The organism is Neobacillus paridis (assembly GCF_016765675.1).
GTDB classification, from domain to species: Bacteria; Bacillota; Bacilli; order Bacillales; family Cytobacillaceae; genus Neobacillus; species Neobacillus paridis.
Window position 1 is genome coordinate 65,331 of sequence record NZ_JAESWB010000005.1, and the last position, 21,823, is coordinate 87,153.

The 21,823-nt window shown below is 41.1% G+C and carries 21 protein-coding genes; 8 read left to right on the plus strand and 13 right to left on the minus strand.

What is annotated here, in order from left to right; genetic code table 11:
* Positions 1-261 precede the first annotated feature (261 nt).
* Positions 262-1,245, plus strand: a complete 984-nt coding sequence (locus tag JK635_RS00370) for an acyltransferase family protein (protein ID WP_202651305.1) — start codon at positions 262-264, stop codon at positions 1,243-1,245.
* A 106-nt stretch (positions 1,246-1,351) separates the two neighbouring features.
* Here JK635_RS00370 and JK635_RS00375 read toward each other — a convergent pair whose 3' ends face one another.
* The 6 genes from JK635_RS00375 to JK635_RS00400 form a co-directional block, all read right to left on the minus strand.
* The gene (locus JK635_RS00375) at positions 1,352-2,008 is read right to left on the minus strand and encodes an ABC-2 transporter permease (protein ID WP_202651308.1); all 657 of its coding nucleotides are present in this window, start codon (positions 2,006-2,008) and stop codon (positions 1,352-1,354) included.
* Positions 1,992-2,870: an ABC transporter ATP-binding protein gene (locus tag JK635_RS00380; RefSeq protein WP_202651310.1), complete on the minus strand. Its 879-nt coding sequence runs from the start codon at positions 2,868-2,870 to the stop codon at positions 1,992-1,994. Before JK635_RS00380 ends, JK635_RS00375 begins: the two co-directional genes overlap by 17 nt.
* Positions 2,871-2,876: 6 nt before the next feature.
* On the minus strand, positions 2,877-3,248 hold the full coding sequence (locus JK635_RS00385) for a GntR family transcriptional regulator (protein WP_202651312.1): 372 nt from the start codon (positions 3,246-3,248) through the stop codon (positions 2,877-2,879).
* A 220-nt stretch (positions 3,249-3,468) separates the two neighbouring features.
* A complete protein-coding gene (locus JK635_RS00390) occupies positions 3,469-5,898 on the minus strand; it encodes a Lon protease family protein (protein WP_235887792.1) in 2,430 nt (809 codons plus the stop codon).
* A gap of 206 nt (positions 5,899-6,104) precedes the next feature.
* Complete coding sequence (locus JK635_RS00395; RefSeq protein ID WP_202651314.1) at positions 6,105-6,602, minus strand: MltG/YceG/YrrL family protein; 498 nt, start codon at positions 6,600-6,602, stop codon at positions 6,105-6,107.
* The gene (locus JK635_RS00400; RefSeq protein ID WP_202651316.1) at positions 6,592-6,972 is read right to left on the minus strand and encodes a hypothetical protein; all 381 of its coding nucleotides are present in this window, start codon (positions 6,970-6,972) and stop codon (positions 6,592-6,594) included. Before JK635_RS00400 ends, JK635_RS00395 begins: the two co-directional genes overlap by 11 nt.
* A gap of 208 nt (positions 6,973-7,180) precedes the next feature.
* On the opposite strand from JK635_RS00400, the gene JK635_RS00405 reads away from it, so the two are divergent.
* The 4 genes from JK635_RS00405 to JK635_RS00420 all read left to right on the plus strand — a co-directional run bounded on the left by JK635_RS00405 (position 7,181) and on the right by JK635_RS00420 (position 10,629).
* Complete coding sequence (locus tag JK635_RS00405; RefSeq protein WP_202651318.1) at positions 7,181-7,474, plus strand: ferritin family protein; 294 nt, start codon at positions 7,181-7,183, stop codon at positions 7,472-7,474.
* A gap of 16 nt (positions 7,475-7,490) precedes the next feature.
* Complete coding sequence (locus tag JK635_RS00410; RefSeq protein WP_202651320.1) at positions 7,491-7,841, plus strand: spore coat protein; 351 nt, start codon at positions 7,491-7,493, stop codon at positions 7,839-7,841.
* Positions 7,842-8,005: 164 nt separating this feature from the next.
* Positions 8,006-9,211, plus strand: coding sequence for an iron-containing alcohol dehydrogenase (locus JK635_RS00415; protein ID WP_202651322.1), 1,206 nt, complete (start codon positions 8,006-8,008; stop codon positions 9,209-9,211).
* A gap of 47 nt (positions 9,212-9,258) precedes the next feature.
* Positions 9,259-10,629: an aldehyde dehydrogenase gene (locus tag JK635_RS00420; protein WP_202651324.1), complete on the plus strand. Its 1,371-nt coding sequence runs from the start codon at positions 9,259-9,261 to the stop codon at positions 10,627-10,629.
* Positions 10,630-10,716: 87 nt separating this feature from the next.
* Here the strand turns inward: JK635_RS00420 and JK635_RS00425 are convergent, their stop codons facing one another.
* Positions 10,717-11,142: an OsmC family protein gene (locus JK635_RS00425; RefSeq protein ID WP_202651326.1), complete on the minus strand. Its 426-nt coding sequence runs from the start codon at positions 11,140-11,142 to the stop codon at positions 10,717-10,719.
* Between the two features lie 51 nt (positions 11,143-11,193).
* Entirely contained in the window at positions 11,194-11,997 is an 804-nt protein-coding gene (locus tag JK635_RS00430) for an RDD family protein (protein ID WP_202651328.1), read from the minus strand.
* 104 nt (positions 11,998-12,101) lie between these two features.
* Here JK635_RS00430 and JK635_RS00435 point away from each other — a divergent pair, with 104 nt between their 5' ends.
* Positions 12,102-13,103, plus strand: a complete 1,002-nt coding sequence (locus JK635_RS00435) for a stage II sporulation protein M (RefSeq protein WP_202651329.1) — start codon at positions 12,102-12,104, stop codon at positions 13,101-13,103.
* Here JK635_RS00435 and JK635_RS00440 read toward each other — a convergent pair.
* The 5 genes from JK635_RS00440 to JK635_RS00460 are packed head-to-tail and all read right to left on the minus strand — an operon-like array spanning position 13,054 to position 18,002.
* Positions 13,054-14,412, minus strand: a complete 1,359-nt coding sequence (locus tag JK635_RS00440) for a DUF58 domain-containing protein (protein ID WP_202651331.1) — start codon at positions 14,410-14,412, stop codon at positions 13,054-13,056. The two genes, JK635_RS00435 and JK635_RS00440, sit on opposite strands and share 50 nt — an antisense overlap.
* Positions 14,363-15,292, minus strand: a complete 930-nt coding sequence (locus tag JK635_RS00445; RefSeq protein ID WP_202651333.1) for an AAA family ATPase — start codon at positions 15,290-15,292, stop codon at positions 14,363-14,365. Before JK635_RS00445 ends, JK635_RS00440 begins: the two co-directional genes overlap by 50 nt.
* The gene (locus JK635_RS00450) at positions 15,289-16,422 is read right to left on the minus strand and encodes a DUF4350 domain-containing protein (RefSeq protein ID WP_202651335.1); all 1,134 of its coding nucleotides are present in this window, start codon (positions 16,420-16,422) and stop codon (positions 15,289-15,291) included. Before JK635_RS00450 ends, JK635_RS00445 begins: the two co-directional genes overlap by 4 nt.
* Positions 16,409-17,062, minus strand: a complete 654-nt coding sequence (locus tag JK635_RS00455; RefSeq protein WP_202651337.1) for a DUF4129 domain-containing protein — start codon at positions 17,060-17,062, stop codon at positions 16,409-16,411. The genes JK635_RS00450 and JK635_RS00455 overlap by 14 nt, the downstream gene beginning before the upstream one ends.
* 10 nt (positions 17,063-17,072) lie before the next feature.
* A complete protein-coding gene (locus tag JK635_RS00460) occupies positions 17,073-18,002 on the minus strand; it encodes a hypothetical protein (RefSeq protein WP_202651339.1) in 930 nt (309 codons plus the stop codon).
* 176 nt (positions 18,003-18,178) lie between these two features.
* On the opposite strand from JK635_RS00460, the gene JK635_RS00465 reads away from it, so the two are divergent.
* Positions 18,179-19,705 carry a glycosyltransferase family 2 protein gene (locus tag JK635_RS00465; protein WP_202651341.1) on the plus strand — a complete coding sequence of 509 codons (1,527 nt, stop codon included), beginning with the start codon at positions 18,179-18,181 and terminating at the stop codon, positions 19,703-19,705.
* 65 nt (positions 19,706-19,770) lie between these two features.
* Entirely contained in the window at positions 19,771-21,189 is a 1,419-nt protein-coding gene (locus JK635_RS00470; protein ID WP_202651343.1) for a LysM peptidoglycan-binding domain-containing protein, read from the plus strand.
* The last annotated feature ends 634 nt before the right edge of the window (positions 21,190-21,823 follow it).

Sequence of the window (21,823 nt, forward strand, 5' to 3'; positions counted from 1 at the left end):
CAACCACATTACTTCGTCAAATTTATATTTTACGTAATAATATAAAAGCTGCTTAAAAACTCCCCTAATCTCCATGTTGCTCTGTATCCAAATAGTAAAAATCCTTTTAATTTATTTTCATCGTTTTGTAACATCTTTTTAGTATAGTAATGATAGTTTGAATTACTTTAAATTCCAAAAACCAATCTTACTATTGCCTTGATTTTGAAGTCAAAAATAATATAATAATATTGTTTTTTTCTTAGATTTGGAGGTGTTACCTTGGCTTCCTCAAGAAGGGTCTTTTACTTCGACAACGCGAAATTTATTTTGATTTTTTTAGTGGTTTTCGGGCATGTGATTAGCCCTATTAAAGATAACGATAATGTTTTATTCGCTTTTTACTCTGCAATATTTCTCTTTCATATGCCTGCCTTCATCCTTATTTCGGGATATTTTTCTAAAGGTTTTAAGAAAATAGGCTATTTACTAAAAACAGTTAAGAAGATGTTATTACCCTATTTTATTTTCCAAATGCTTTATTCCGTTTATTATTATTGGAATGGCGATGAGCCTACTCTTAAATTTGACCTCTTGCAGCCTCATTGGACGTTATGGTTCTTATTAAGCCTGTTTTGTTGGAATTTGCTCCTTTATGTTTTTGCAAGACTAAGATGGGCCGGATTTGTTATAGCAGTCGTAATTGGGATAGGAATCGGGTATTTGGATGATGTTGGCAGTTATCTGTCGCTATCCAGAACCTTCGTCTTTTTCCCTTATTTTCTTTTAGGGTTTTTATTGGAACCAAGACATCTAAAGCGAATAAAGCAAATTAAATACTCTCCTGCTTTTGGTTTTGTGATTCTTTTGGGGACAATGCTTTTCATAAGCACTAACTTTCCTGAGGATGCAATCCCCTGGTTACTTGGAGATACTTCCTATGCTGGTATGGGGGTTGAAGAACTTAGTGATGGATTAATCCGTGCTTTCCAATACGTGATAACATTAATTGTGATTGCAGGATTTTTGGCAATCGTTCCGAAAACCCGTTTTAAAATGACAACCATTGGTCAAAGGACGTTATATATTTATCTTTTGCACGGATTTATTATTAAAACGATCCAGGTATTCTTCTCTGACGATGTATTAAAGGACTTATCTGATCACTATTTCATGCTTATGGCCTTTTCTTTTGGGTTATGTTTATTATTGGGTAATTATGTCATCCAAAAATATACCCGCCCGTTAATCGAGTTACGAATCTAAGTTTACTCAAAGGACAGCTAAAAAATAATTGTGACAATGAAACGAAGACCTTCAAAATTATATGAGGGTCTTCATTTATATAATCGTTAAATTTTCATGGATGGCATTAGAATTCTCTCCCGCGATAAAAGGTTAAAGAAATAAAAAATGATAAGACAAGAATTACTCCCAGTAAAACGAAGAGTATCAATAATGCTGCAATATCTGATGTATTGTTGAAGAATCCAATGATATTCTGACTTAGCTTCATTTTATCATGTTCATTTAAATAACCTACCACAGCAGTTCCACCGAATACAAAAACGAAAAAAATGACTAAGTTGGCCATTTTCGATTTTAAATAGCCGTACTTAAAAATTAGCGGTAAAGAGAGCGAACAAAACATAGTGACAGCGAAAAAGGCACCGATTAGCACTGTAGAATGAAATGGGACATCAATTGGAAGGTTTACTAAGTTACTAATCAAGTAGATTAGATAAAATCCAAGGGCTGCATACGCCGCATAAATATAGATCGACACATATTTAGCTAATACAATCGTCGTCCTCTTAATCGGCAGGCTAATTAGAATGATATCACTATTATTCTTATCCTCTAATGCACTTGCTCCTAAAATTAATTGATAGGTTATTGCCAGGATACCAACTGTCAGTCCGGCTGGCCCAATATTTGAAAGTGTAATCGTAAAAAAGATGATTAAAAGAACAGATAATTTTAACGCTCTTTTTTGCATCAATATATCCTTTTTAATAAGATGAAACACGACGTTCTCCCCTTCTTGTGTAAAACACCATAATATCTTCCAATGTCGGTTTTTCAATCATGACGGAATCGCCAAATTGCTTTATGATCTCTTTTTTGCTGCTGGACAACGCTTCAAATCCATAATCATTTTGTTTTAGACCAATTAAGTTTTCCGGTCTATGGCCGCTTAATAGCTTTTTGCTGCCTTTTACAAGGCAATATTCCTCTAAAAGTTCATCCTTTGTTTTGCTCAAGATGATTTCCCCGTTATGAATGAGTGTGATAAAATCGGCAATTTTGTCCAAATCAGAAGTAATATGGGTTGAAAAGAAAATCGATTTGTTTTCGTCTTGTAGCAATGATTGTAAAACTTCTAATAACTCTGATCTGACAAGTGGATCGAGCCCGGAAGTTGGTTCATCCATAATGAACAGCTCGGCATGATGTGAAAGTGCAATAGCCAGAGAAAACTTCATCTTCATCCCTTTTGACAAATTTTTTATCTCTTTATTTAAAGGAAGTTCAAAGTCTTTGGCGTACTGTTTAAACACACTTTCATCCCATCTGCGGTAAAACGGGCTGATGACATCCTTCATTTCTTTCACCGTTAATTCCTCATAAAAGTGATTTTCATCGTAAACAAAGCCAATTCTCTCTTTAATGGCAAGATTATTTTGGTCGTTATCCAGTCCGAAAATTTTGATGGTCCCACTGTCCTTTTTGATCAAATTCATCATAAGCTTGATGGTCGTACTTTTTCCGGAGCCGTTCGGACCAATAAAGCCCATGATGTAGCCTTTTTCAAGGGCGATATCAATCCCTTTTAAAGAAAAATCTTTATAGTTTTTTGATAAATTGCTAATTTCTAAAATGTTCTCCACCCTTTTTCACCCCTCATATATAATTTTGAGCATATCCTGCAGTTCTTCTAACGTTACGCCCACAAGTTTTGCCGTAGCGATCGCTTCTGTCATTTTTTCTTCGATCATTTTCACTTTCGTTTCGCGGAACATTTCTTTGTTCATAGCGGCCACATATGAACCCTTTCCGGCTACAGTCACAATAAAGCCTTCATTTTCTAGTTCATCGTAGGCTCTTTTGGTTGTGATCACACTAATTTTTAATTCCTTAGCCAGATTCCTGATCGACGGGAGTAATTGTGATTCTTCAAGTTCTCCCTGTACGATCTGTTCCTTTATTTGATTTACAATTTGTAAATAAATTGGTTCATCTGAGGTGTTTGAGATCATAATATTCACAGCATGACATCCCTCTATTCTTGTTATATCTGTATATGTTCAGTATATACAGATATAACACTAGTGTCAATCACCATAACATTCATTTTTCATATAGTGAACCTCATGATTTTCTGAAAAAAATAAAGACCCTCTAGATATTGAAGGTCTTTAAGTCTTTATTGGTATTTTGCGAAGGTACTCAAGGAGTGTGATCTGAAAGCTGGATAGGAAACCTCAATCATTTCCTGTTTGTCTCTTTCATCATCTCAAACATTTTGGTAAAGCGCTCTTCTACTTTTGCAAAGATCGTCTCTTTAGGATATTGGCCATTTTCATCGCGAATATACCCGGCCGGCACCCCTGTTAAGATTTCAATCCCTTCGGCAATATGACTGATTTCCCAAATATGAAACTGGCCATTGTTCACGGCCTCAACGACTTCGTCAGCAAGCATTAAATTGTCGACATTCTGCTTCGGTATGATCACTCCTTGTTTTCCAGTCAATTCTTGCGTTTTGCACACATGATAAAACCCTTCAATCTTATCATTCACCCCGCCTATCGGCTGAATCTCGCCCCATTGATTGACCGAGCCTGTAACCGCTATCCCTTGATAAATGGGGACTTCAGCCAAGGATGACAAAAGAACATACAACTCGGTGCTCGAGGCACTGTCACCATCGATCGGTGAGTACGTTTGTTCAAAGGTAATACTAGCTGACAACGGGATCGGGCGGTTTTTCGCAAATTGTCCGGAAAGAAAACCAGTTAAAATCATCATTCCTTTATTATGAATCTGGCCGCTTAACGAACTTTCCCTCTCGATATTCATGATTCCGCTTTTGCCAACGAAAGTTTGAGCGGTTATTTTGGTTGGAATTCCAAAGCTGGAATCGCGAGTCCCCATCACCGCAAGGCCATTGATTTGGCCAATGCGATAGCCGTCTGTATCGACCATGATGACCCCTTTTGCAATCATTTCCCGATATCTTTCCGGGATCAGGTTCGACCGTTGCACTTTTTCGGAAATGGCCTTGTCTATATGATCGTCATCAACAATCAAAGCCTCGTCTTTTTGGGCCCAATAACTCGATTCAACCAACACTTTGGTAATTTCCTGAAAGCGGGTAGACAGCTTGGATTGATCTTCAACCAGACGGGAACTATAATCAATTACCTTAGCAACTGCCCGGCGATGAAACGGTAAAAGTCCTTCCATTTCAGCGTATTTCTTAATATAACGGGCCATTTTGAGACTGTTTTCGATATTCTTTTCCATGACGGTGTCATATTCAACTTTTACTTTAAATAATTTATGAAAATCTTCATCGAAGTTTGCCAGCAGGTCATATAAGTAGTAGGAACCGATAATAATAACTTTAATATTTAACGGAATTGGTTCGGGTTTTATTCCGCTTGTCGGGAAGACTCCTCTTTCTTCAGATAAATTCTCAATCTGTATTTTTCGTGTTTGCAACGACCTTTTCAGCTGAGTCCAGACGTAAGGCTCCTGCAATAATTCAGTGGCCTGCAAAATAAGATATCCACCATTTGCCAAATGCAAAACTCCGGGCTTGATATGAGTAAAATCAGTAACCCAACTGCCAAGCGAGCCGCGGTATTCCACCTTTCCGAAGAGATTATGGTAAGTGGGATTCGTTTCATAAATAACCGGTGCACCACGAAGGTTTTTATGATTTACGAACAAATTGACTGTATAGCGATAAAGCTGCTGCTCTTTCGAACCAGCAAGGGCGCTGATGATATTATTACTTTGTCCCTCATTTTCAGCCAAAAATAACGAAAAATGGACAACCACATCATGAAATAGTGCTTCAAGATAGGAAATGACTTTCGGAAAATCTTGGTAGTATTCCCGAAATGGTTTAAACAGGTCCCCAATGGCATCTGCGGCCGATTGTCTCATAAACTGGTCAATGCTCTTCGTTAATTGTTCGTCTATTTTTCGCATTTGATAAAAGGTGTCCCGAACTTTTTCGCCCACTTGTTTTTCCTTTTGATTGAACGCTTCTCTTACATCTTCAGGTAAAAGCCCAAATTCCTCTCTGTCAATTGGTTTTCCATCGAGCAATGGGAAGGTGTTAACTCCTGCCGGTGTCCTTTCCAGATAGTAACCTTTTTCCAAAGCATAAGTTTTCACATTCTCCCATAAATTTTCAACCTTTTCCCGGTAGGTATCTAGAATAGCCTGTTTTTTCTTTTCAAACAATTCTCCGGAAAATGTTGAACGGATATCGCGTTCGATATTAATTAATAGTGCTTCCATTTTTCGTTGAAATTCGATGCCCATTCCGGCAGGTAACGAAATGACCAATGGCTGATTGGGATTTTCAAAATTAAAAACATAACAATAATCATTAGGAACAGTGCGGGTTTCTGCGATTTTGGTAACACTATCGAGGGTGTGTGTCATTCTGCCAGTACCACTTGGTCCAACGACAAACAGATTATATCCTGATTGTTCCACTGATAAGCCAAACTCCATGGCCTTGACGGCACGCTGCTGACCAATCATCCCGTTCGGAAGGTGCTCGAGTTCCTCGGTTGTTTCAAAACAGAACTGCTGTGGATCAAATCTCGATTGAAGCCTTGATACAGGAACCATATGAGTGGAGACAACTTTTTCGTATTCTTCCAACTTCATCATTTTCTCATACCTCTCGATCATTGGATTTTAGCAATAGCTCTTCGACTGCTAAATCTTTGATGAACTGATTTCAGCTATTATTTCTTCTTTCGATATTATCACCGTCACTTCCTTTAATTTTAAAAATTGTTCAAAAAATCTACTAAATTACATAAAAAGACACTTCCTAGTTTAAAAGGAAGTGTCCTTTAAGCAAAATATTAGACTTATTTAAAAATCGCGGCAATCACTTGGTCCCTTGTCATATCACTGTCAACAGTGTATGTACCAGGACGCAGTTTGTTTTCTACCTTTTTCTTTTCGACGACTTGGGAAAATTGAAAGGCGCTGCCTTTAATGATTTTTGCTTTTACCAGCATTTTGCCTACATCGATACTCGTCATGCCTTTTGATACTCTAATGACTGCCCGATATACGACTTTTTTTCCATTTTGCCCGGCGGCAGCAGCTTTTTGTCCATCTGCCTTGGCAGTTGCAATATTCTTATCATATTCGTCTTTTGTCTGTACAACAAAGCCAGCGGCTGCCAGCTTATCTTTCATCTCCGTTTCGGAAAGCTCCGCTTTTACAGTCGTTTGCTTTTCGGGTGTTTTTACTGTCGCTTTCGAGGAAGTCCCATGATCGCCAAACAAGTAAACCGCTCCACTTATACTGGTAGCAAGCAAAATTCCTGCAGCAAAACTGCTCAATCCATTAATTTTCATTTGCTGCCTTTCTCCTTTCATCTTTTGATGTCAGATGTGGAGTTAGCAACTGTTCAATTTTGCTTACGGAAACTTGTTTTTTCTCAGCGATGCTCTCAATCGAGTATTTCCTTTTATATAAATCTAGTATTTCACGCATTAGAAGTTTTTCATCGTCAGACAGTTGAACCCCTGCTTCCTTTGCAATCACTTCAAGATCCAATTCTATATTGCGAATGGCTCCTTGCATGTCGTTTATTTCTTTCATAAGCGCCATGTGGATCATATCAATTTCATTTTGCTCCTTTTTCGCATTTCTTCGAGTTGATCCAAGCGAAATAAACAGCAGTAAAATCGATATTACAAATAAAAGCGCTAATGTCCACTCCATAATTATCATTCACTCCTTCTTAAGAAAAAGATTACCACAAGTAATTATTATACATGGCAAACTTAAATTTTTCGATCACAATTTACGAAATACAACAAAAGTCTTAGAAATTTAACAAATTACCCTTCAAAACAATAGAATATTACATATTTGGAAGCATAATTGTTCACTCTATTCTTGAAATGCCATATTGGAAAGGAGCGATCTTATGCAAAATCAGCAAATGAATCAAATGCAGATGCAAAGTCCACCCCCGGCGGTCACGACAAAAGACTTACAATACCTGAAGGATGCGCTATCTTGGGAGCTGCTTGCGTTTAAAAAATTTCATTTTCTCGCTCAGCAAGCCACAGATGAGGATATTAAACAGGCACTGGATAACGCAGGCAAGATGCATCAAAACCATTATCAACGGCTCTTGACACATCTTCAGGTTAATAACAATCAGGTTCTGGCCGGGATGCAAAATATGCAGCAAAATCAGCAGCAGAATTTACAATAAGAATGGAGGGAAAATAATGCAAAATCAGCAGGGACAAAATTCCAATCAAATCGCCAATCCGCAAACAGGTCAATTGCCAAAGGTTAAGGGTCCTGAGATGAACGACCGCGATTTTGTAAATGACGGATTGAGCACATGTAAATATATAACTGACAGCTTAAATACGGCTGTACGGGAAGCAAGCTATCAGCGGCTCCATGCAGATCTCATGCAAATATTAACGGAAACGCAGCAGAGCTGCCGGGATTTATTTCTATTAATGTTCCAGAAAGGCTGGTACAAGCTGGAAGCAGAAGACCAGCAAAAAATTGACCAGGCCTACCAGCAGTTCAGCAACTATTCTTCTCAATTTCCTTACACCCACTAAACGGTCAGCCAATATGGCTGGCTTTTTTTTGCAGTAAGTTTATTTCTGAATAAATAAAATATTAAAAATATTACCTTGACATATATTCATGATTACAGCTATATAGATAATAAATACTTTTATCTTTTCGTAAAAGACCAATTCTTTCTAAGGGAGGTAAGAAGATGTACGAATTGTATTGCAGATCCTACCAAATGATGATGAGAATGGCATCCATCTTCCTGCCCTGGCGGAAACCTGAATTATTGGAGGGAGAAAATAGTTTAAGCAAACTGCCGAAGTTGATTAAAAGCCAAAATATTGAAAGCGTTTTAATTGTAACGGATAAAGGGATCACTGAGATCGGTTTAATGGATCTTTTTCTTAAGGAGCTGCAAAGAGAAGGTGTAAGTTTTATTGTCTATGATAAAACCGTTCCCAACCCAACGATTGTAAATATTGAAGAAGCCTATGCAATCTACAAAGAAAACAAGTGCCAGGGAATTGTCGCCTTTGGCGGCGGATCACCGATGGATTGTGCCAAAGGGGTCGGGGCCCGGGTGGCAAGACCAGCGAAAACAATCCCAGAGATGAAGGGTGTCTTGAAAGTAATCAAAAAGCTTCCGCCATTGTTCGCAGTTCCGACAACAGCAGGTACTGGAAGTGAAGCCACTCTCGCCGCCGTCGTCTCAAACAGTGACACACATGAAAAGTATGCGATCATGGATCCGTCCCTCATCCCCCACTATGCTGTTCTGGATCCATTGTTGACGGTTAAACTGCCGCCGCACATTACCGCTGCCACCGGAATCGATGCCTTAACCCATGCTGTGGAGGCTTATATTGGCAAAAGTAATACTCAGGAAACAATTCGGTGCAGCAGAGAGGCTGTTAAGCTGATCTTTGAAAATTTATCTGAAGCTTATATCAATGGTGAAAACATCACTGCCAGGGCAAATATGCAACGAGCAGCATACCTAGCAGGAATCGCCTTTACCCGGGCATATGTTGGCAATGTCCACGCTATTGCCCATACTCTAGGAGGATTTTACTCAGTTCCTCATGGACTTGCGAATGCCGTGATCTTGCCCTATGTTCTTGAATATTATGGTGAATCTGTTCATAGGCCGCTGGCGGAACTGGCGGATTTGATTGGGATCGCTGAAACTTCAGATCCAGACAGTGAGAAGGCAAAAAAGTTTATTGAAGCCATCAAGCAGTTAAACGATAACATGGATATTCCGAAAAAGATAAATGGAATTGTCGAGGCGGATATTCCCTTAATGGTTGAACGGGCGTTAAACGAAGCCAATCCTCTCTACCCTGTTCCCAAAATTTTCAATAAAAAGGATATGGAACACCTTTATCATTTGGTCAAAGCTGAAACGTAGTATAGTAGTATAATGGAAAGAAACAAAATATTTTGGGGGATTATCATTTGGAAAACTATCATTCGTTAGTCAATTCACAAAAATCATTTTTCCGCTCAGGCAAAACTAAGGATCTTTCCTTCCGCTTAAATGCATTAAATACGTTAAGAGGTGCCATTAAAAATTATGAAATAGATCTGATGCAGGCATTACGGGCCGATTTAAATAAATCAGCATTCGAGGCCTACTCAACCGAGATTGGCTTCGTCCTTGAAGAATTGCGCTTTATCATCAGTCATTTACCAGCATGGGTCAAGCCGAAAAAGGTCAAGACACCGCTCACCCATATTGGCTCCAGCAGCTATATTTATTCGGAACCATACGGTGTATCGCTGATTATTGCGCCGTGGAATTACCCGTTTCAATTGGCGCTGGCGCCATTAATCGGGGCGATTGCTGCTGGAAACTGTGCGATAATGAAACCGTCGGAATTAACGCCGAAAACTTCAGAAATGATCGCGAAAATGATTCAAGAATGTTTCCCTGCCGATTTTATTTCTGTCATCCAAGGCGGAGTGGAAACAAGTCAGGCACTGTTGAGCGAACCGTTTGATTATATCTTTTTTACGGGCAGTGTAGCCGTCGGAAAAATCATTATGGAAGCAGCCGCAAAAAATCTGACTCCACTTACATTAGAGCTAGGCGGGAAAAGTCCTTGTATTGTTCATGATGATGCCAATTTAAAACTGGCAGCCAAACGGATTGCCTGGGGAAAATGTACCAATGCCGGGCAAACCTGCATCGCCCCTGATTATCTTTATCTTCATAAAAATGTTCATGACGAATTTTTACAGCAGTTAATAACGGCAATTGCGGAGTTGTATGGGAGTGAGCCGCTTCATAATCCGAACTTCACGCAGATTGTCAGCGAGCGGCATTTTGAACGGCTTTCTTCTTTTTTGAAAAATGGTCAGGTTTATCACGGCGGGAAGACAAATCGAGAAAAATTAATGATTGAGCCGACGGTATTGACGAAGATTACGTGGGATGATCCGATTATGAAGGATGAGATTTTTGGTCCGATTCTTCCAGTCCTCAAGTATGAGAAATTGTCAGAGGTTCTCGACGGGATTCAGCAACACCCGAAGCCGCTTTCACTTTATATTTTTTCCGAAAATGAACGGATCCAGGAAGAAGTTATTAACAGTGTGTCGTTTGGCGGCGGCTGTGTGAACGATACCGTTTATCATTTTGCCTCCCTCCACCTCCCATTTGGAGGCGTCGGTCCAAGCGGGATTGGGTCTTATCACGGAAAAGGCAGCTTCGATACCTTTTCTCATAAAAAAAGCATCCTCAAGCAAACCACCCGCTTCGATATCCCGTTCCGCTATCCGAATGTGAAGAACGGGTTGAAGAAAATCAAGATGTTTTTGAAATAAAAAATGGCTGGGAGCATGCCTCCTGGGCCATTTTTTATAGGATTTTCACTGGAAGGTGTTTTCCAAGCCCAAATATTTAGTATTTAATTATAATTTCTGTTCCCCATTAACCCCGTTAATTGAATAGCTCGCGGTTATCTCAGCATTCAACGAATGGGCGACGGAACAATACTTATCCTTTGATAATTGAATCGCCCTAACTACCTTATCTTCAGGCAGCTCTCCCTCTAGCGCGTAATGAATATGAATGTTTGTGAAACGCTTTGGATGGTCATCAGCCCGATCACCCTTCACATCGATGTGAAAGGCAATTGGATTGAGCCTCATTTTATGCAAAATCGAGATAATGTCGATTCCGGTACATCCGGCAACAGCATTTAAAATCAATTCCGTTGGCCGGGCACCAGTATTTTCGCCGCCAATATCAGGTGCTGCATCCATTTTAATTTCATGTCCAGAAGGGGTGACGCCAGAAAATGCCATCTTTCCTAACCATTTAATTGCCGTTTCCATTTGCCTTCCAACTCCTTTGTTCTTCTTTTTTAACTATATTGTTCCATCATTTCAGAGTTCAAACTCCCACTCATCTTTGAGGTGTAAGTAAAGTACCAGCAATGTGTTTTCTAAATTCTCTTCCGATTCTCCTACAACCTCCACGCCGATTTTTGGCAGCAGGAGGTCAGCAATCTTTCTGGTCATTTGATCCCTTTCCGCCTTAGGAAGCTGCATAAACCGGGCTGCATATGTATTAATTAATTTCCAATCCTTTGCCTTGAACGATTTCAACGTCCATTCATCGATAACCAAATTCTCTTTTGCCAGCCCGCGTTCTTGAATTTCTTTTTCAATTCCGGAAGGTTTCTTCTTCCGCTTTGCTTTACGCTCGTGAACGACGATTGTTCCTGCAACCAGATCGCCCAACCGCTTATGTTTCGAATGAAAGAAAACCATGATGATTCCAAGAAAATAGCCAGTTGGCAATGAGTCGATTAAGCGCAGCAAATTTCGAATAAAGCTGGAAAGCAGAGTAATGCTGTGACCGTTATCCTGGATGACGCGAATTCCAACAAGTTTCTTCCCCAACGTTCTGCCGCCTGAAAAATATTCGCAGACAAAAAAATAACCATAATTTATAATAAACAGAGCAATGATGGCAATTGCTATCGGTACCGTGCTATTCTCCAAAAAAGCAGGAAGTGATGACATTCCTTGAATCACCACAATTAATAAAATGACAATGGCTACATTAATAATCCCTAAAAGAATTTGGTCAATGATAAACGCTGCCGCCCTGCTGCCTAATCCTGCAAGGCGAAACTGCAGCGAGACATATTCGGGAGTTTTAACTTCCATTTGTTCAGAATTCATTTAAATTCCCCCATCACAACGATGTTTTTTTCAATAGATGTTCCTATTTTTCTACAATATTACTATAATAAGGAATAGAATGTAAACTCCGGGAAGGTGTAATCATGGACGTTAGACAATTTATCAAGCAGCATCGGGAAGACTGGAAACAGCTGGAACAGTTAGTGACCTCTTTAAATAAAGGCAAAAAGGTGATTAGCGGTGACAATATGACGAAATACTATCGGCTTTACCAAAAAGCTGCCCAGAATCTTTCATACAGTCAAACCTATTTTCAACACGAAGAAGTGACCCAATATTTAAATGGACTGGTTTCAAAAGCGCATAATTTGCTATATAAAGATCAGGTCTCAAGCTTCAAACAAATTCGTTATTTTTTCAGTACGAAATTTATTGGCCTATTATTGGAGCAATGGAAATTTGTCGTCGCTGCGATGCTTTTATTTCTTATTGGCGCGCTCGGCAGCTTCCTTGCCGTCATGAATGATCCGCTCCATATTTATTCGATCCTGCCGGCAAATATCGCACAGGGAGTTGACCCGGAAAGACTCGGCAGCAATGCCGGCGCTGTTGATTCTTCTCTGATGTCAGCAAGTATTATGACAAATAATATTCAGGTCGCAATGCTGGCTTTTGCCGGAGGAATTACATTTGGAATTTTGACGGTCTATTTACTGGTGTATAACGGCATCATCATTGGAGCGCTGGCCGCTTTGTTCTGGCATCATGATAAGTCCTATGATTTTTGGGCCTATATCGTTCCCCATGGGATGATTGAACTGACGGCCATCTTTATTGCAGGAGGTGCCGGTTTGTTAATGGGCTATAGGCTGTTTGTTCCGGGTCTGTATTCAAGAGGCTATCAATTAAAGCAGCAGGCCAAACGCTCGGTTCAGCTGCTGCTCGGGACCATTCCACTCTTCATTATTGCCGGGATTATTGAAGGCTTCATTACACCGGCGGACATTTCGCTTGAAGCAAAGTACATCGTCGCTTTGCTAACAGTCATAGGTTTAATTCTGTATATGATTATTGGAAAGCTCAAGTTCGCCAAAGCTACAACAAATTCTGATTCATCATCTCAATATAGTGAGAAACGGCGGTGACTGCCAACTTTTCCTCCGGGGCCTCAATCATTTGCAGGCCCTGACGCTCCCATTTATTCTTTTCCCGTTTTTTAAACAACAGCTGCTGCTGGGCAATACTCTTTACCATCGCCGCTTGGATATCTGTTGGGGCAGCCTTTGAACGTTTCACCAGCGTCTGGTCCTCTACCCCAATTAAGAAAAATAAATGGCGTGACCTAAGTCGTTTTAAATAAACAAGGGCAGATTCCTCATATAAAAATGTTCGGACATCGCTGAATAATAACAACAGGCTGCGCTTCTTCTGAACCATTTCCAGGTATTGAAACACGGCAGCATAATTGGATTCGGCCGCATCCACCTGGACATGGTAAATTGCTTGCAAGATTGTCTGCAAATGGGCCATCCCTTTGGCCGCCGGAACAAATACTTTGATTTCTTTCGAAAAGGCAATAACAGAAACGTAATCCCCTTTTTGCAGTGCTGCAGCAACAACTGTCATCGCTGCTTCTATTGCTTTTTCCAAGCGATTTCCCTTTTTTAGCTCGGCCCCCATCATCCGGCCGCAATCAATTAAAATGGTAATGAACTTCCCGTGCTCAGGCTCATATTCATTCGTCATGACTTCCCTTAGCTTCGCTGTTTGCCGCCAGTTAATTTTGCGCGGGTCGTCGCCGACGACATAGCTGCGGATCTTGGCGAATTCACCAACGCCGCTTAGTTGTTTGCGAATCTTCAAGCCTTCATACAATAAAAATTTCTGGGCGTTTTCTAAATACTGCCTCGTCTCGGTTAAGTCAGGAATCACCTTGACCGTCTGTGGTAATTCCACTGTTGTTTGTTTCTCCCATAGTCCAAATAGGCTGCGATAACGGAAATACAGCTTATTTACTTCATATTTTCCGCGGTCGGCAGCGGTGGTGTCATAGTCAATTTTCACCGACGAATCCTTGGCAATCGTTCCTCGGACAGGAAACGGGTGGACGAAGGACTGGGGCAGACTATCGATGAACCGGTAAGAAACAGTGTAAGCAGAGGGATTATCTACCTTAATCGTGACGACATAGCTTAACCCTCGTTCCATTTCCTCCGGCATTACCCTGTTAAACTTGAGCTGTGATTTTTTCGGTGAGAAAAATAAATCGGCCAGGCTTACGAGAAAAACAACAATATTAATCGTCAGCACATACCACCATGACACCCCTCCTATCGCCGCTATCGCCAGGGCGGCAGTAAGGATAACATAAACGAATAATAATCGTTTCGTCGGAAGGATCCCTTTATCTTGGAACAGGAACCGAGCCCACAAGCTCTTCAATGATTTGGTCAACGGTTGCTCCCTCCAATTCTATATGCGGGGATAATTGGATCCGGTGCCGTAATGCCGGTTTGGCAACCATTTTAATATCATCCGGGGTCACATAATCTCTTCCAGCAAGATAGGCCCACGCCTGTGCGGCTTTTCCGATGGAAATCCCGGCCCTGGTACTGGCGCCAAATCTAATTGCCTCCGTTTCCCGCGTTTTGCGGACGATTTTCATCGTATAGTCAAGGACATTTTCCCCGACAGTGACTTCATTCACTTCTTTAGCAATCTCGATAAAAGTGGGTAAATCCAATACCTCTTGAATCGAATGGACAACAAATTGATTTTCAATCACTTGTTTGAGTACCCGTTTTTCTTCCTCAAAAGTTGGGAAATCAATGTACAATTTAAATAGGAAGCGGTCCTGCTGTGCCTCTGGCAGTGGATAGGTCCCCTCAAATTCGATCGGGTTTTGCGTAGCCACAACAAAAAACACTTCAGGAAGTGGGTACGTTTCCCCCTGAATCGTTACCTGCTTTTCTTCCATTGCCTCCAACAGCGCTGCCTGTGTTTTTGCCGGTGTACGGTTGATTTCATCAGCCAGTAATATATTGGTAAAAATTGGGCCCTTTAAAGTCTCAAAGCTCCCCTCTTTCATATTGTAAATCATGCTTCCGGTAATATCGCTTGGCAGCAGGTCCGGGGTGAATTGAATCCGGTTGAAACTGCCGCCAAGAAGTCCAGCGAGCGTCCGTACCATTTGTGTTTTGCCAGTGCCGGGAACACCTTCAAGCAGAACGTGCCCCCCTGCCAGCACAGCTGATAAAAGCAGCCGCAAGTTCAAATTTTGTCCGAGAATTCTGTTTTCATACGATTCTAATAAGGATGTAAGCTCTTGTCTCATCCTTGTTCCACCTCTTTCCGCAATTGATCAAGGCGTCCTGACCAAAGTAAATATTCCTGTTTATTAAGCGTCCCTTTTTCAAGTATGGCTGTTAATCCCTGCAGGAATGACCGAATTTCTGCCGGTTTTATTCCATGCCATTTGCGTTCCAAACAGCTTGAAAGATCCTGCCATTCGCGACTATAGGGAATTTGCCAGCGTTCTTGCAGCAATAGTTTCAAATAATCGGCCTGAATCACGATGGAATCATGATACCGTTGGCCGCGAATGAGCCACGCAGCCATCGCCCGTAATCCTTCATCACTAAAACGAACAGAATCCTCCCGTGGCGTGAACACGGGTCCAAACCGTTTTCCTTGGTGCCATAGCCAGAGGATTAACAGCACAATTCCTTGAAACAGCAGCAACAAAAACCATTGTGGATAAACGGATAACGCTGATGAAGCGGTCACGTCTCCGTGTAGATACTCATCAAACAGAATCGATTTGGCACCGCTGGTATTCAGTAGACTGATGACAAGCGGCAAATTGTCATTGGTTAAAATATTTCCGTTCGTCATCCATTCAGGCGTGACGGCTACAATCAATTGTCCTTTGCCCAATGTTTGCCTTAAAGCGACCGTTCCTAAATCATCATGAAACAGTATGTCATCATCATGGTTTGCTTCAAGGCGAACATAGGAATCGATTTTCGCCTTATAGACTTGGTTACTGGAATCGTAGACCTTAAAAACTTGGTCACCCTTATTGTCTTCGTCAGCAGCTGGTACCGTTTGAACATCAAACATTCCCTTTGGATTATCTTGCAATAGCAGCACGGTGTTACCCGCTTTGATAAAATCGATATACTGCTTCATTTCTTCTGAATCAGGATTGTTCATCGGCTCGACGATCACAAGCAATTGCTTTTCAGAGGCCTTTGGTAAAAATTTAGGAGCGTGGTTCCAGCGATTTACGTTCATTTCTTTACTCAAGTATGTATACAATCCCTTTACCCCGGTCGGAGAAGGAGAATTCGAGACATAGCTTGGATAGAATCGCGGCTGAGGTGAAAAGGCGTAATAACTAATCACACTAAAGGCAACCAGTAAAAAAGCCAGCCCTAGCCACCCTTTTCTAGCCTTTTTCAACGTTTACCCCTCCTCCAAGCTCCTCTTCTGTCAGTTCCTTCATGACATCCTGATGGAACTGCCGGTATTCCTCACTGTTCACTTTCCGCTCACCATAGGTAACTTCATCAAAAAACCGGGCAAGCTTGAAAAACTGCTGTGCCTTTCTTTGCTCTACTTTTCTAAGTTCCTCATAGTACTCCCAGTTTGTTTTCCAAATTCTTGCCTCGAGCCAGCCCTTGTCATGGAAGAACAGCAGAAGCGCCAAGAACAAGTGACGCGTAGATTGTGTGAAGTTGCCCAAAGCTTCCAGTCTTTCGGCTTCCAGAATATGCTGCCTATAGGTCCAATTGATCTCTTGCTGCGATTGCAGCGGTTTTTGCTTTCGGAGCATACGATTCCGTTTATGGTTCCGAATTAGAAGAAAGGCAGACAAGGCTAAAAGAAGGAGAACTATGACCATAACGATGATTAATACCGATCCGGCCGCACTGTCGGAAACCTGAACTGACGGAAATATACTTGCCAATTTCTCAAGAATCCACTGTTTTGCTTTTTCCCACCAGGTCTCAATGATTCCTTTTGATTCGTGATATACACGATACTCTTTTTGATTTAATATCTCTCTCAGCTCATCCCGTGCCTTATGGGTATCAAGCATGGTCATCACCTTAGTTATTTAATATTGGCGGATTATTATATTCATCGATTAATTCCTTTAAGTCATCGCCATCATGACGTGTTTTTAAATCTAAATACATCACACCATAACCGATTGAAAAAATCATCGTCGTAAACAATGTTACCAGATTTGAGATCATTGACAGCAGAACACTATTTCCCAAAGCCAGCCCAAGTGTTGCTTCAACGGCAAAACTAATAATCGAAATGATCAAATAAAAAACAATGTAGAGTCCGATTAACACCCAGGTCCGTCCTTTGGTTAGCAACCAGCTTCTGCCAAACCCGGGAGACTGACGGTCAAGTACCACCGAACCAAAATAAAAACTCCAGCGCGTTAATAAATAAACAATCAACACGCCAAAACCAAAAAACAACACGATTGCCAGCAGCACACCGACGACCGGATTAGCGGCCATAGAGCCGAAGACACCGGTGAATGCCACAGCTAGAATCGGCACGAGAATGATCCCTAAAATAATGAGTCCATACAAAATACTGCTGCCAAGCATCGGCCAAAAGCGCGAAAATGCTTGCTTTATGACTGCTTTGATGGTAAATTTTTCATTTTTACGAATATGATCAATGCCAAAAAGAATGGCTGCTTCTGCCACAGGTCCGAAAATCAAGGTAACCAGCCCAATTAAAATGAGACCCAAATCAGCGCCCAGACTGCTGGAATCAATCGTTCCTGATTCCGTAAAGCCCGTTAAAATTTGCTCATACCAGGTATTGCCGCTGCCGACTTCCCGAAAGAAGTTGATCCCTGAAGCTAATTGAATGATCGCATCCACCAAATAAATCGGTCCATAAAATATGAGAAGAATGGTGAAAAAATCCTTAAACTTTTCTTTACTCAAACTAAAGGTGTGATCGAGTATTTCCCCAAATCCTTTTGGTTTTGTAAATTTAGAATCCAACGTTTCTCCCCCTAAAGAAAAAAATAGTCACAATTATCATTTTACCATTTTTAGATTACCGATTGTGGGAATTTTGGAAAAAACATAAAATTAACTACCTTAAATGATTTCGCATAAAAATTGAAAAGTTAGTCGAAGAATAGAATGAAAATGGGTACGGAGAGTGGATCGAAAAAATGATGAGAAAGCGAATCTTCAAATTACCAAAAAGCAGCCATACAGGATATACCATCGCAGCTGGTCAACCAATTAATAATCGCCAGCCAAAACTGGTTTCCGTCATTACTCCGGTATTTAATGCGGAAAAATATTTAAGAAAAACAATTGATTCGGTAACGGTTCAATCACTCGGACTAGACAATATCGAATATCTACTGATCGATGACGGTTCAAGCGATTCATCCCGAGATATTTTATTAGACTATTCCTCCAGATTTCCAAACATCATTGTTGTCTTTTTAGAAAAAAACAGCGGCACACCTGGCAGACCTCGAAATATCGGAATGGAGCTAGCGATCGGAAAGTATATCACCTTTTTGGATGCCGATGATTGGCTGGAACCAAAAGGTCTTGAAGCTTTGGCAGCCATCCTGGAAGACACCGGTGATGACTATGTGGTTGGGAAGACAATCCAAGTGAAAGCGAATGGAAATACGATTATCGGGGAACATGAATCCTGCAAAGAACGACGCAGTGTTTGTCCTTCCTCGATTCCTCATGTTTTTTATCATTTAGGTCCAAGAGCAAGAATGATGAGAGCTGACATCGTTAGGGACAATCAAATTCTGTTTCCGGAAATGAAATTTGCTGAGGACAAGCAATTTTTTATGGAAGTCTTGGCCCACAGTACCAAGATTTCAACGACGACGAAACCGATCTATTTTTTGAATCGAAGCGATAATCAAGAAACCAGGCTGACAAATCAAACCAACATTATCCAAAAAGCAAATTGCAATTTAAAAGTCATTCATCATGTAATGAATAATAATTGGGAGAAAAATAAACAAAAAATGATGCTAAACCGGTTATATGAATTTGACTCGATTTCCCGGTTTTTCTCCACCCCCCATTTTCAAAAAACGAAGCTGAAGCCTGTCTATTACTATAAGCTGAAACAGGTATTAAAAACCACAAAACAATTAGATTATGAGTTTTCTGAGGAATTTCTGCAGCCGCTGAATAAAACCGTTTATCAGCTTTTTCGTAACAAAAAATATCGCGATTTAGAAAACCTGATTGCTTGGAACCAGAAGGAAAAGGTAAAGGAGGTGACGATAAAAGACGGTCAGCCCTATATGATTTTTAACGATGATATCCATATTCGAGTACCGATGCATGCCATCTTTCTCGATGACGGTTTTTTCCAAGATACATATCGGCTCACATTCTCGGTATTCGGGGATTATCTAGATTCATTGTCAGATGTTCTAATTCGTGATACTAAAAACGCCTTGAACGAAATTTCCTTCCCGGTGGTGGCAGATGGTAATGGAAATGTGACAGTTAAGATTAATTTGGTGCTATTAACCAGCCTTCCCCCCTCCACTTATTCGATTTTTTTAAGATACCGGGATTATCTGAAAATTAATATTCGAAAACCTGCCAGTGATCGAGTACGGCACTTGATGAATCAGCATCAATTTACTTTTTTCCAAACTGTTTATGGGAATATTGGTTTAAAAATTGAAAAGCAACAGGAGTAAATACACAAAACAGCCTCCCCCTACATATTTTAACGTATCGTGATATTTTGGGGGGGGGTTTCATAATGGTTATCCATGTTGTCCAGCGCGGTGAAACATTATGGCAAATCGCCAATCGTTACCAGGTAATGTTCGGAAATATTATTGAAGTGAACGGTCTAACAAATCCAAGTCAGTTGGCAGTGGGCCAGGCATTGGTGATCCCAACATTTGACGCCTTTCATATCGTTAAATCAGGAGAAGCTTTATGGTCCGTTGCCCAGCGATATGGTACGACGGTTGAGGCGATTATTCGGGCCAATCAAATTACCAATCCGGCGCTAATTTATCCTGGGACTGTTTTACGAATTCCGGCAATTTCGCATACGATTGCTCAAGGAGAAACATTGTGGATGATTGCCCAGCATTATGGAACGACCATCAATGCGATCATCAAAGCCAACAAAATCCAGAATCCCAATCAGTTATATCCGGGCACAGTGCTGGTGATTCCACGGAGTAAGCCGGTGATTGAAAGCAACGCTTTTACCTACCATTCCGGCCAGCAGGCTCTTCAGATTGTTGGGGAAGTCGCGGAACACTTGACGTATATTGCCCCATTTGCTTATGTGATACAATCAGATGGCTCGCTTGTTTTATACATGGAAAATGATTCAGACGCCATTCAAGCCGGCCGAAGTAAAGGGGCCGCGCCAATGATGTCGATTACCAACTTTACAGCGACTAAAGCCGGGGAAAACATTGCCCATAGCGTGCTTTCTAGTGAACAGAACCGTGAAAAACTATTGGAAAATATTTTGACGATTATGCGGACAAAAGGTTATCGCGGTCTTAATATCGATTTTGAAAATGTTCTGCCGGCGGACCGCGAATTGTACAATCAATTTCTGCAGCGGGTCGTAAACAGGCTTCATCAGGAAGGATTTTTTGTCTCGACCTCCTTAGCCCCAAAAATTAGTGGCGAGCAAAAAGGGTTATTGTACGAAGCCCATGATTATCCCGCTCACGGCAGGATTGCTGATTTCGTGGTCCTGATGACTTACGAATGGGGCTACCGCTTAGGACCGCCGCGGGCGGTTTCACCGATCAATGAAATCCGTCGTGTTCTCGATTATGCCGTTTCCGTGATTCCCCGTGAAAAAATTCTGATGGGTTTCCAGTTGTACGCCAGGGATTGGCTTGTTCCTCATGTACAAGGACAGGAGGCGGAAACCTATAGTCCACAAGAAGCGGTAAACCGGGCGCTAAAATATGGCGTCACAATCCAATATGATCCGGTCGCTGCAGCACCATATTTCCGATATACCGATGAACAGGGGCGCAGCCACGAGGTGTGGTTTGAAGATGCCCGAAGTGCCCAAGCCAAATTTGATCTAATTAAGGAATATAAATTGCGCGGTGTCAGCTACTGGGTTCTCGGTTATCCCTACCCGCAAAACTGGACGCTGCTGGAAGATAATTTTACAATAAAGAAATTGACTTGATGAAAGACAGTTCTCCTTCGTTTGTTTGCAGTTTTGTCCTTCATCACCGGTATGAAGGACAGTTCTCCTTCATTTTCCTGGTGTTTTGTCCTTCATCGTGCTTATGAAAGACAGTTCGCTCTTGTTTACCTAGTGTTTTGTCCTTCATCGTGCTTATGAAGGACAGTTCGCTCTTGTTTACCTGGTGTTTTGTCCTTCATCGTGCTTATGAAGGACAGTTCGCTCTTGTTTACCTGGTGTTTTGTCCTTCATCGTGCTTATGAAGGACAGTTCACTCTTGTTTACCTGGTGTTTTGTCCTTCATCTCCCTTATGGGGGACAGTCTCCCCTAGTTATCTCTTAATATTGTTCCTCACCCTTTAGAAAGGTTTATATTGAAGGAAAAGAGAGCATGGCTTTGGCGGAATGATGTTATGGGAAACCGGCCTTGATGCCCCAGAGAATGATGGTTTGACCGCCGTGATTTTTAATGAGCTAATAAACGACAATATCACCTATTATACTGCACTGCAACGATAGCCTGGCAAATATGTCGGGTTATTTTTTTGTAAAAATTTCACCATGAATCTGGTCATTAGGAAAGCTGGCAATTTTGTCTGCCTGCGCCAATTTTGGAATTTGCCACATATTTTTC

What these genes read in the sequence shown, in the direction of transcription:
- JK635_RS00390 (WP_235887792.1), bottom strand. Translation starts at nt 5,898, where the DNA reads ATGATGAAGTTGGAAGAATACGAAAAAGTTGTCTCCACTCATATGGTT.
- JK635_RS00395 (WP_202651314.1), bottom strand. Translation starts at nt 6,602, where the DNA reads ATGAAAATTAATGGATTGAGCAGTTTTGCTGCAGGAATTTTGCTTGCT.
- JK635_RS00400 (WP_202651316.1), bottom strand. Translation starts at nt 6,972, where the DNA reads ATGGAGTGGACATTAGCGCTTTTATTTGTAATATCGATTTTACTGCTG.
- JK635_RS00405 (WP_202651318.1), top strand. Translation starts at nt 7,181, where the DNA reads ATGCAAAATCAGCAAATGAATCAAATGCAGATGCAAAGTCCACCCCCG.
- JK635_RS00410 (WP_202651320.1), top strand. Translation starts at nt 7,491, where the DNA reads ATGCAAAATCAGCAGGGACAAAATTCCAATCAAATCGCCAATCCGCAA.
- JK635_RS00415 (WP_202651322.1), top strand. Translation starts at nt 8,006, where the DNA reads ATGTACGAATTGTATTGCAGATCCTACCAAATGATGATGAGAATGGCA.
- JK635_RS00425 (WP_202651326.1), bottom strand. Translation starts at nt 11,142, where the DNA reads ATGGAAACGGCAATTAAATGGTTAGGAAAGATGGCATTTTCTGGCGTC.
- JK635_RS00430 (WP_202651328.1), bottom strand. Translation starts at nt 11,997, where the DNA reads ATGAATTCTGAACAAATGGAAGTTAAAACTCCCGAATATGTCTCGCTG.
- JK635_RS00435 (WP_202651329.1), top strand. Translation starts at nt 12,102, where the DNA reads ATGGACGTTAGACAATTTATCAAGCAGCATCGGGAAGACTGGAAACAG.
- JK635_RS00445 (WP_202651333.1), bottom strand. Translation starts at nt 15,292, where the DNA reads ATGAGACAAGAGCTTACATCCTTATTAGAATCGTATGAAAACAGAATT.
- JK635_RS00455 (WP_202651337.1), bottom strand. Translation starts at nt 17,062, where the DNA reads ATGCTTGATACCCATAAGGCACGGGATGAGCTGAGAGAGATATTAAAT.
- JK635_RS00465 (WP_202651341.1), top strand. Translation starts at nt 18,179, where the DNA reads ATGATGAGAAAGCGAATCTTCAAATTACCAAAAAGCAGCCATACAGGA.
- JK635_RS00470 (WP_202651343.1), top strand. Translation starts at nt 19,771, where the DNA reads ATGGTTATCCATGTTGTCCAGCGCGGTGAAACATTATGGCAAATCGCC.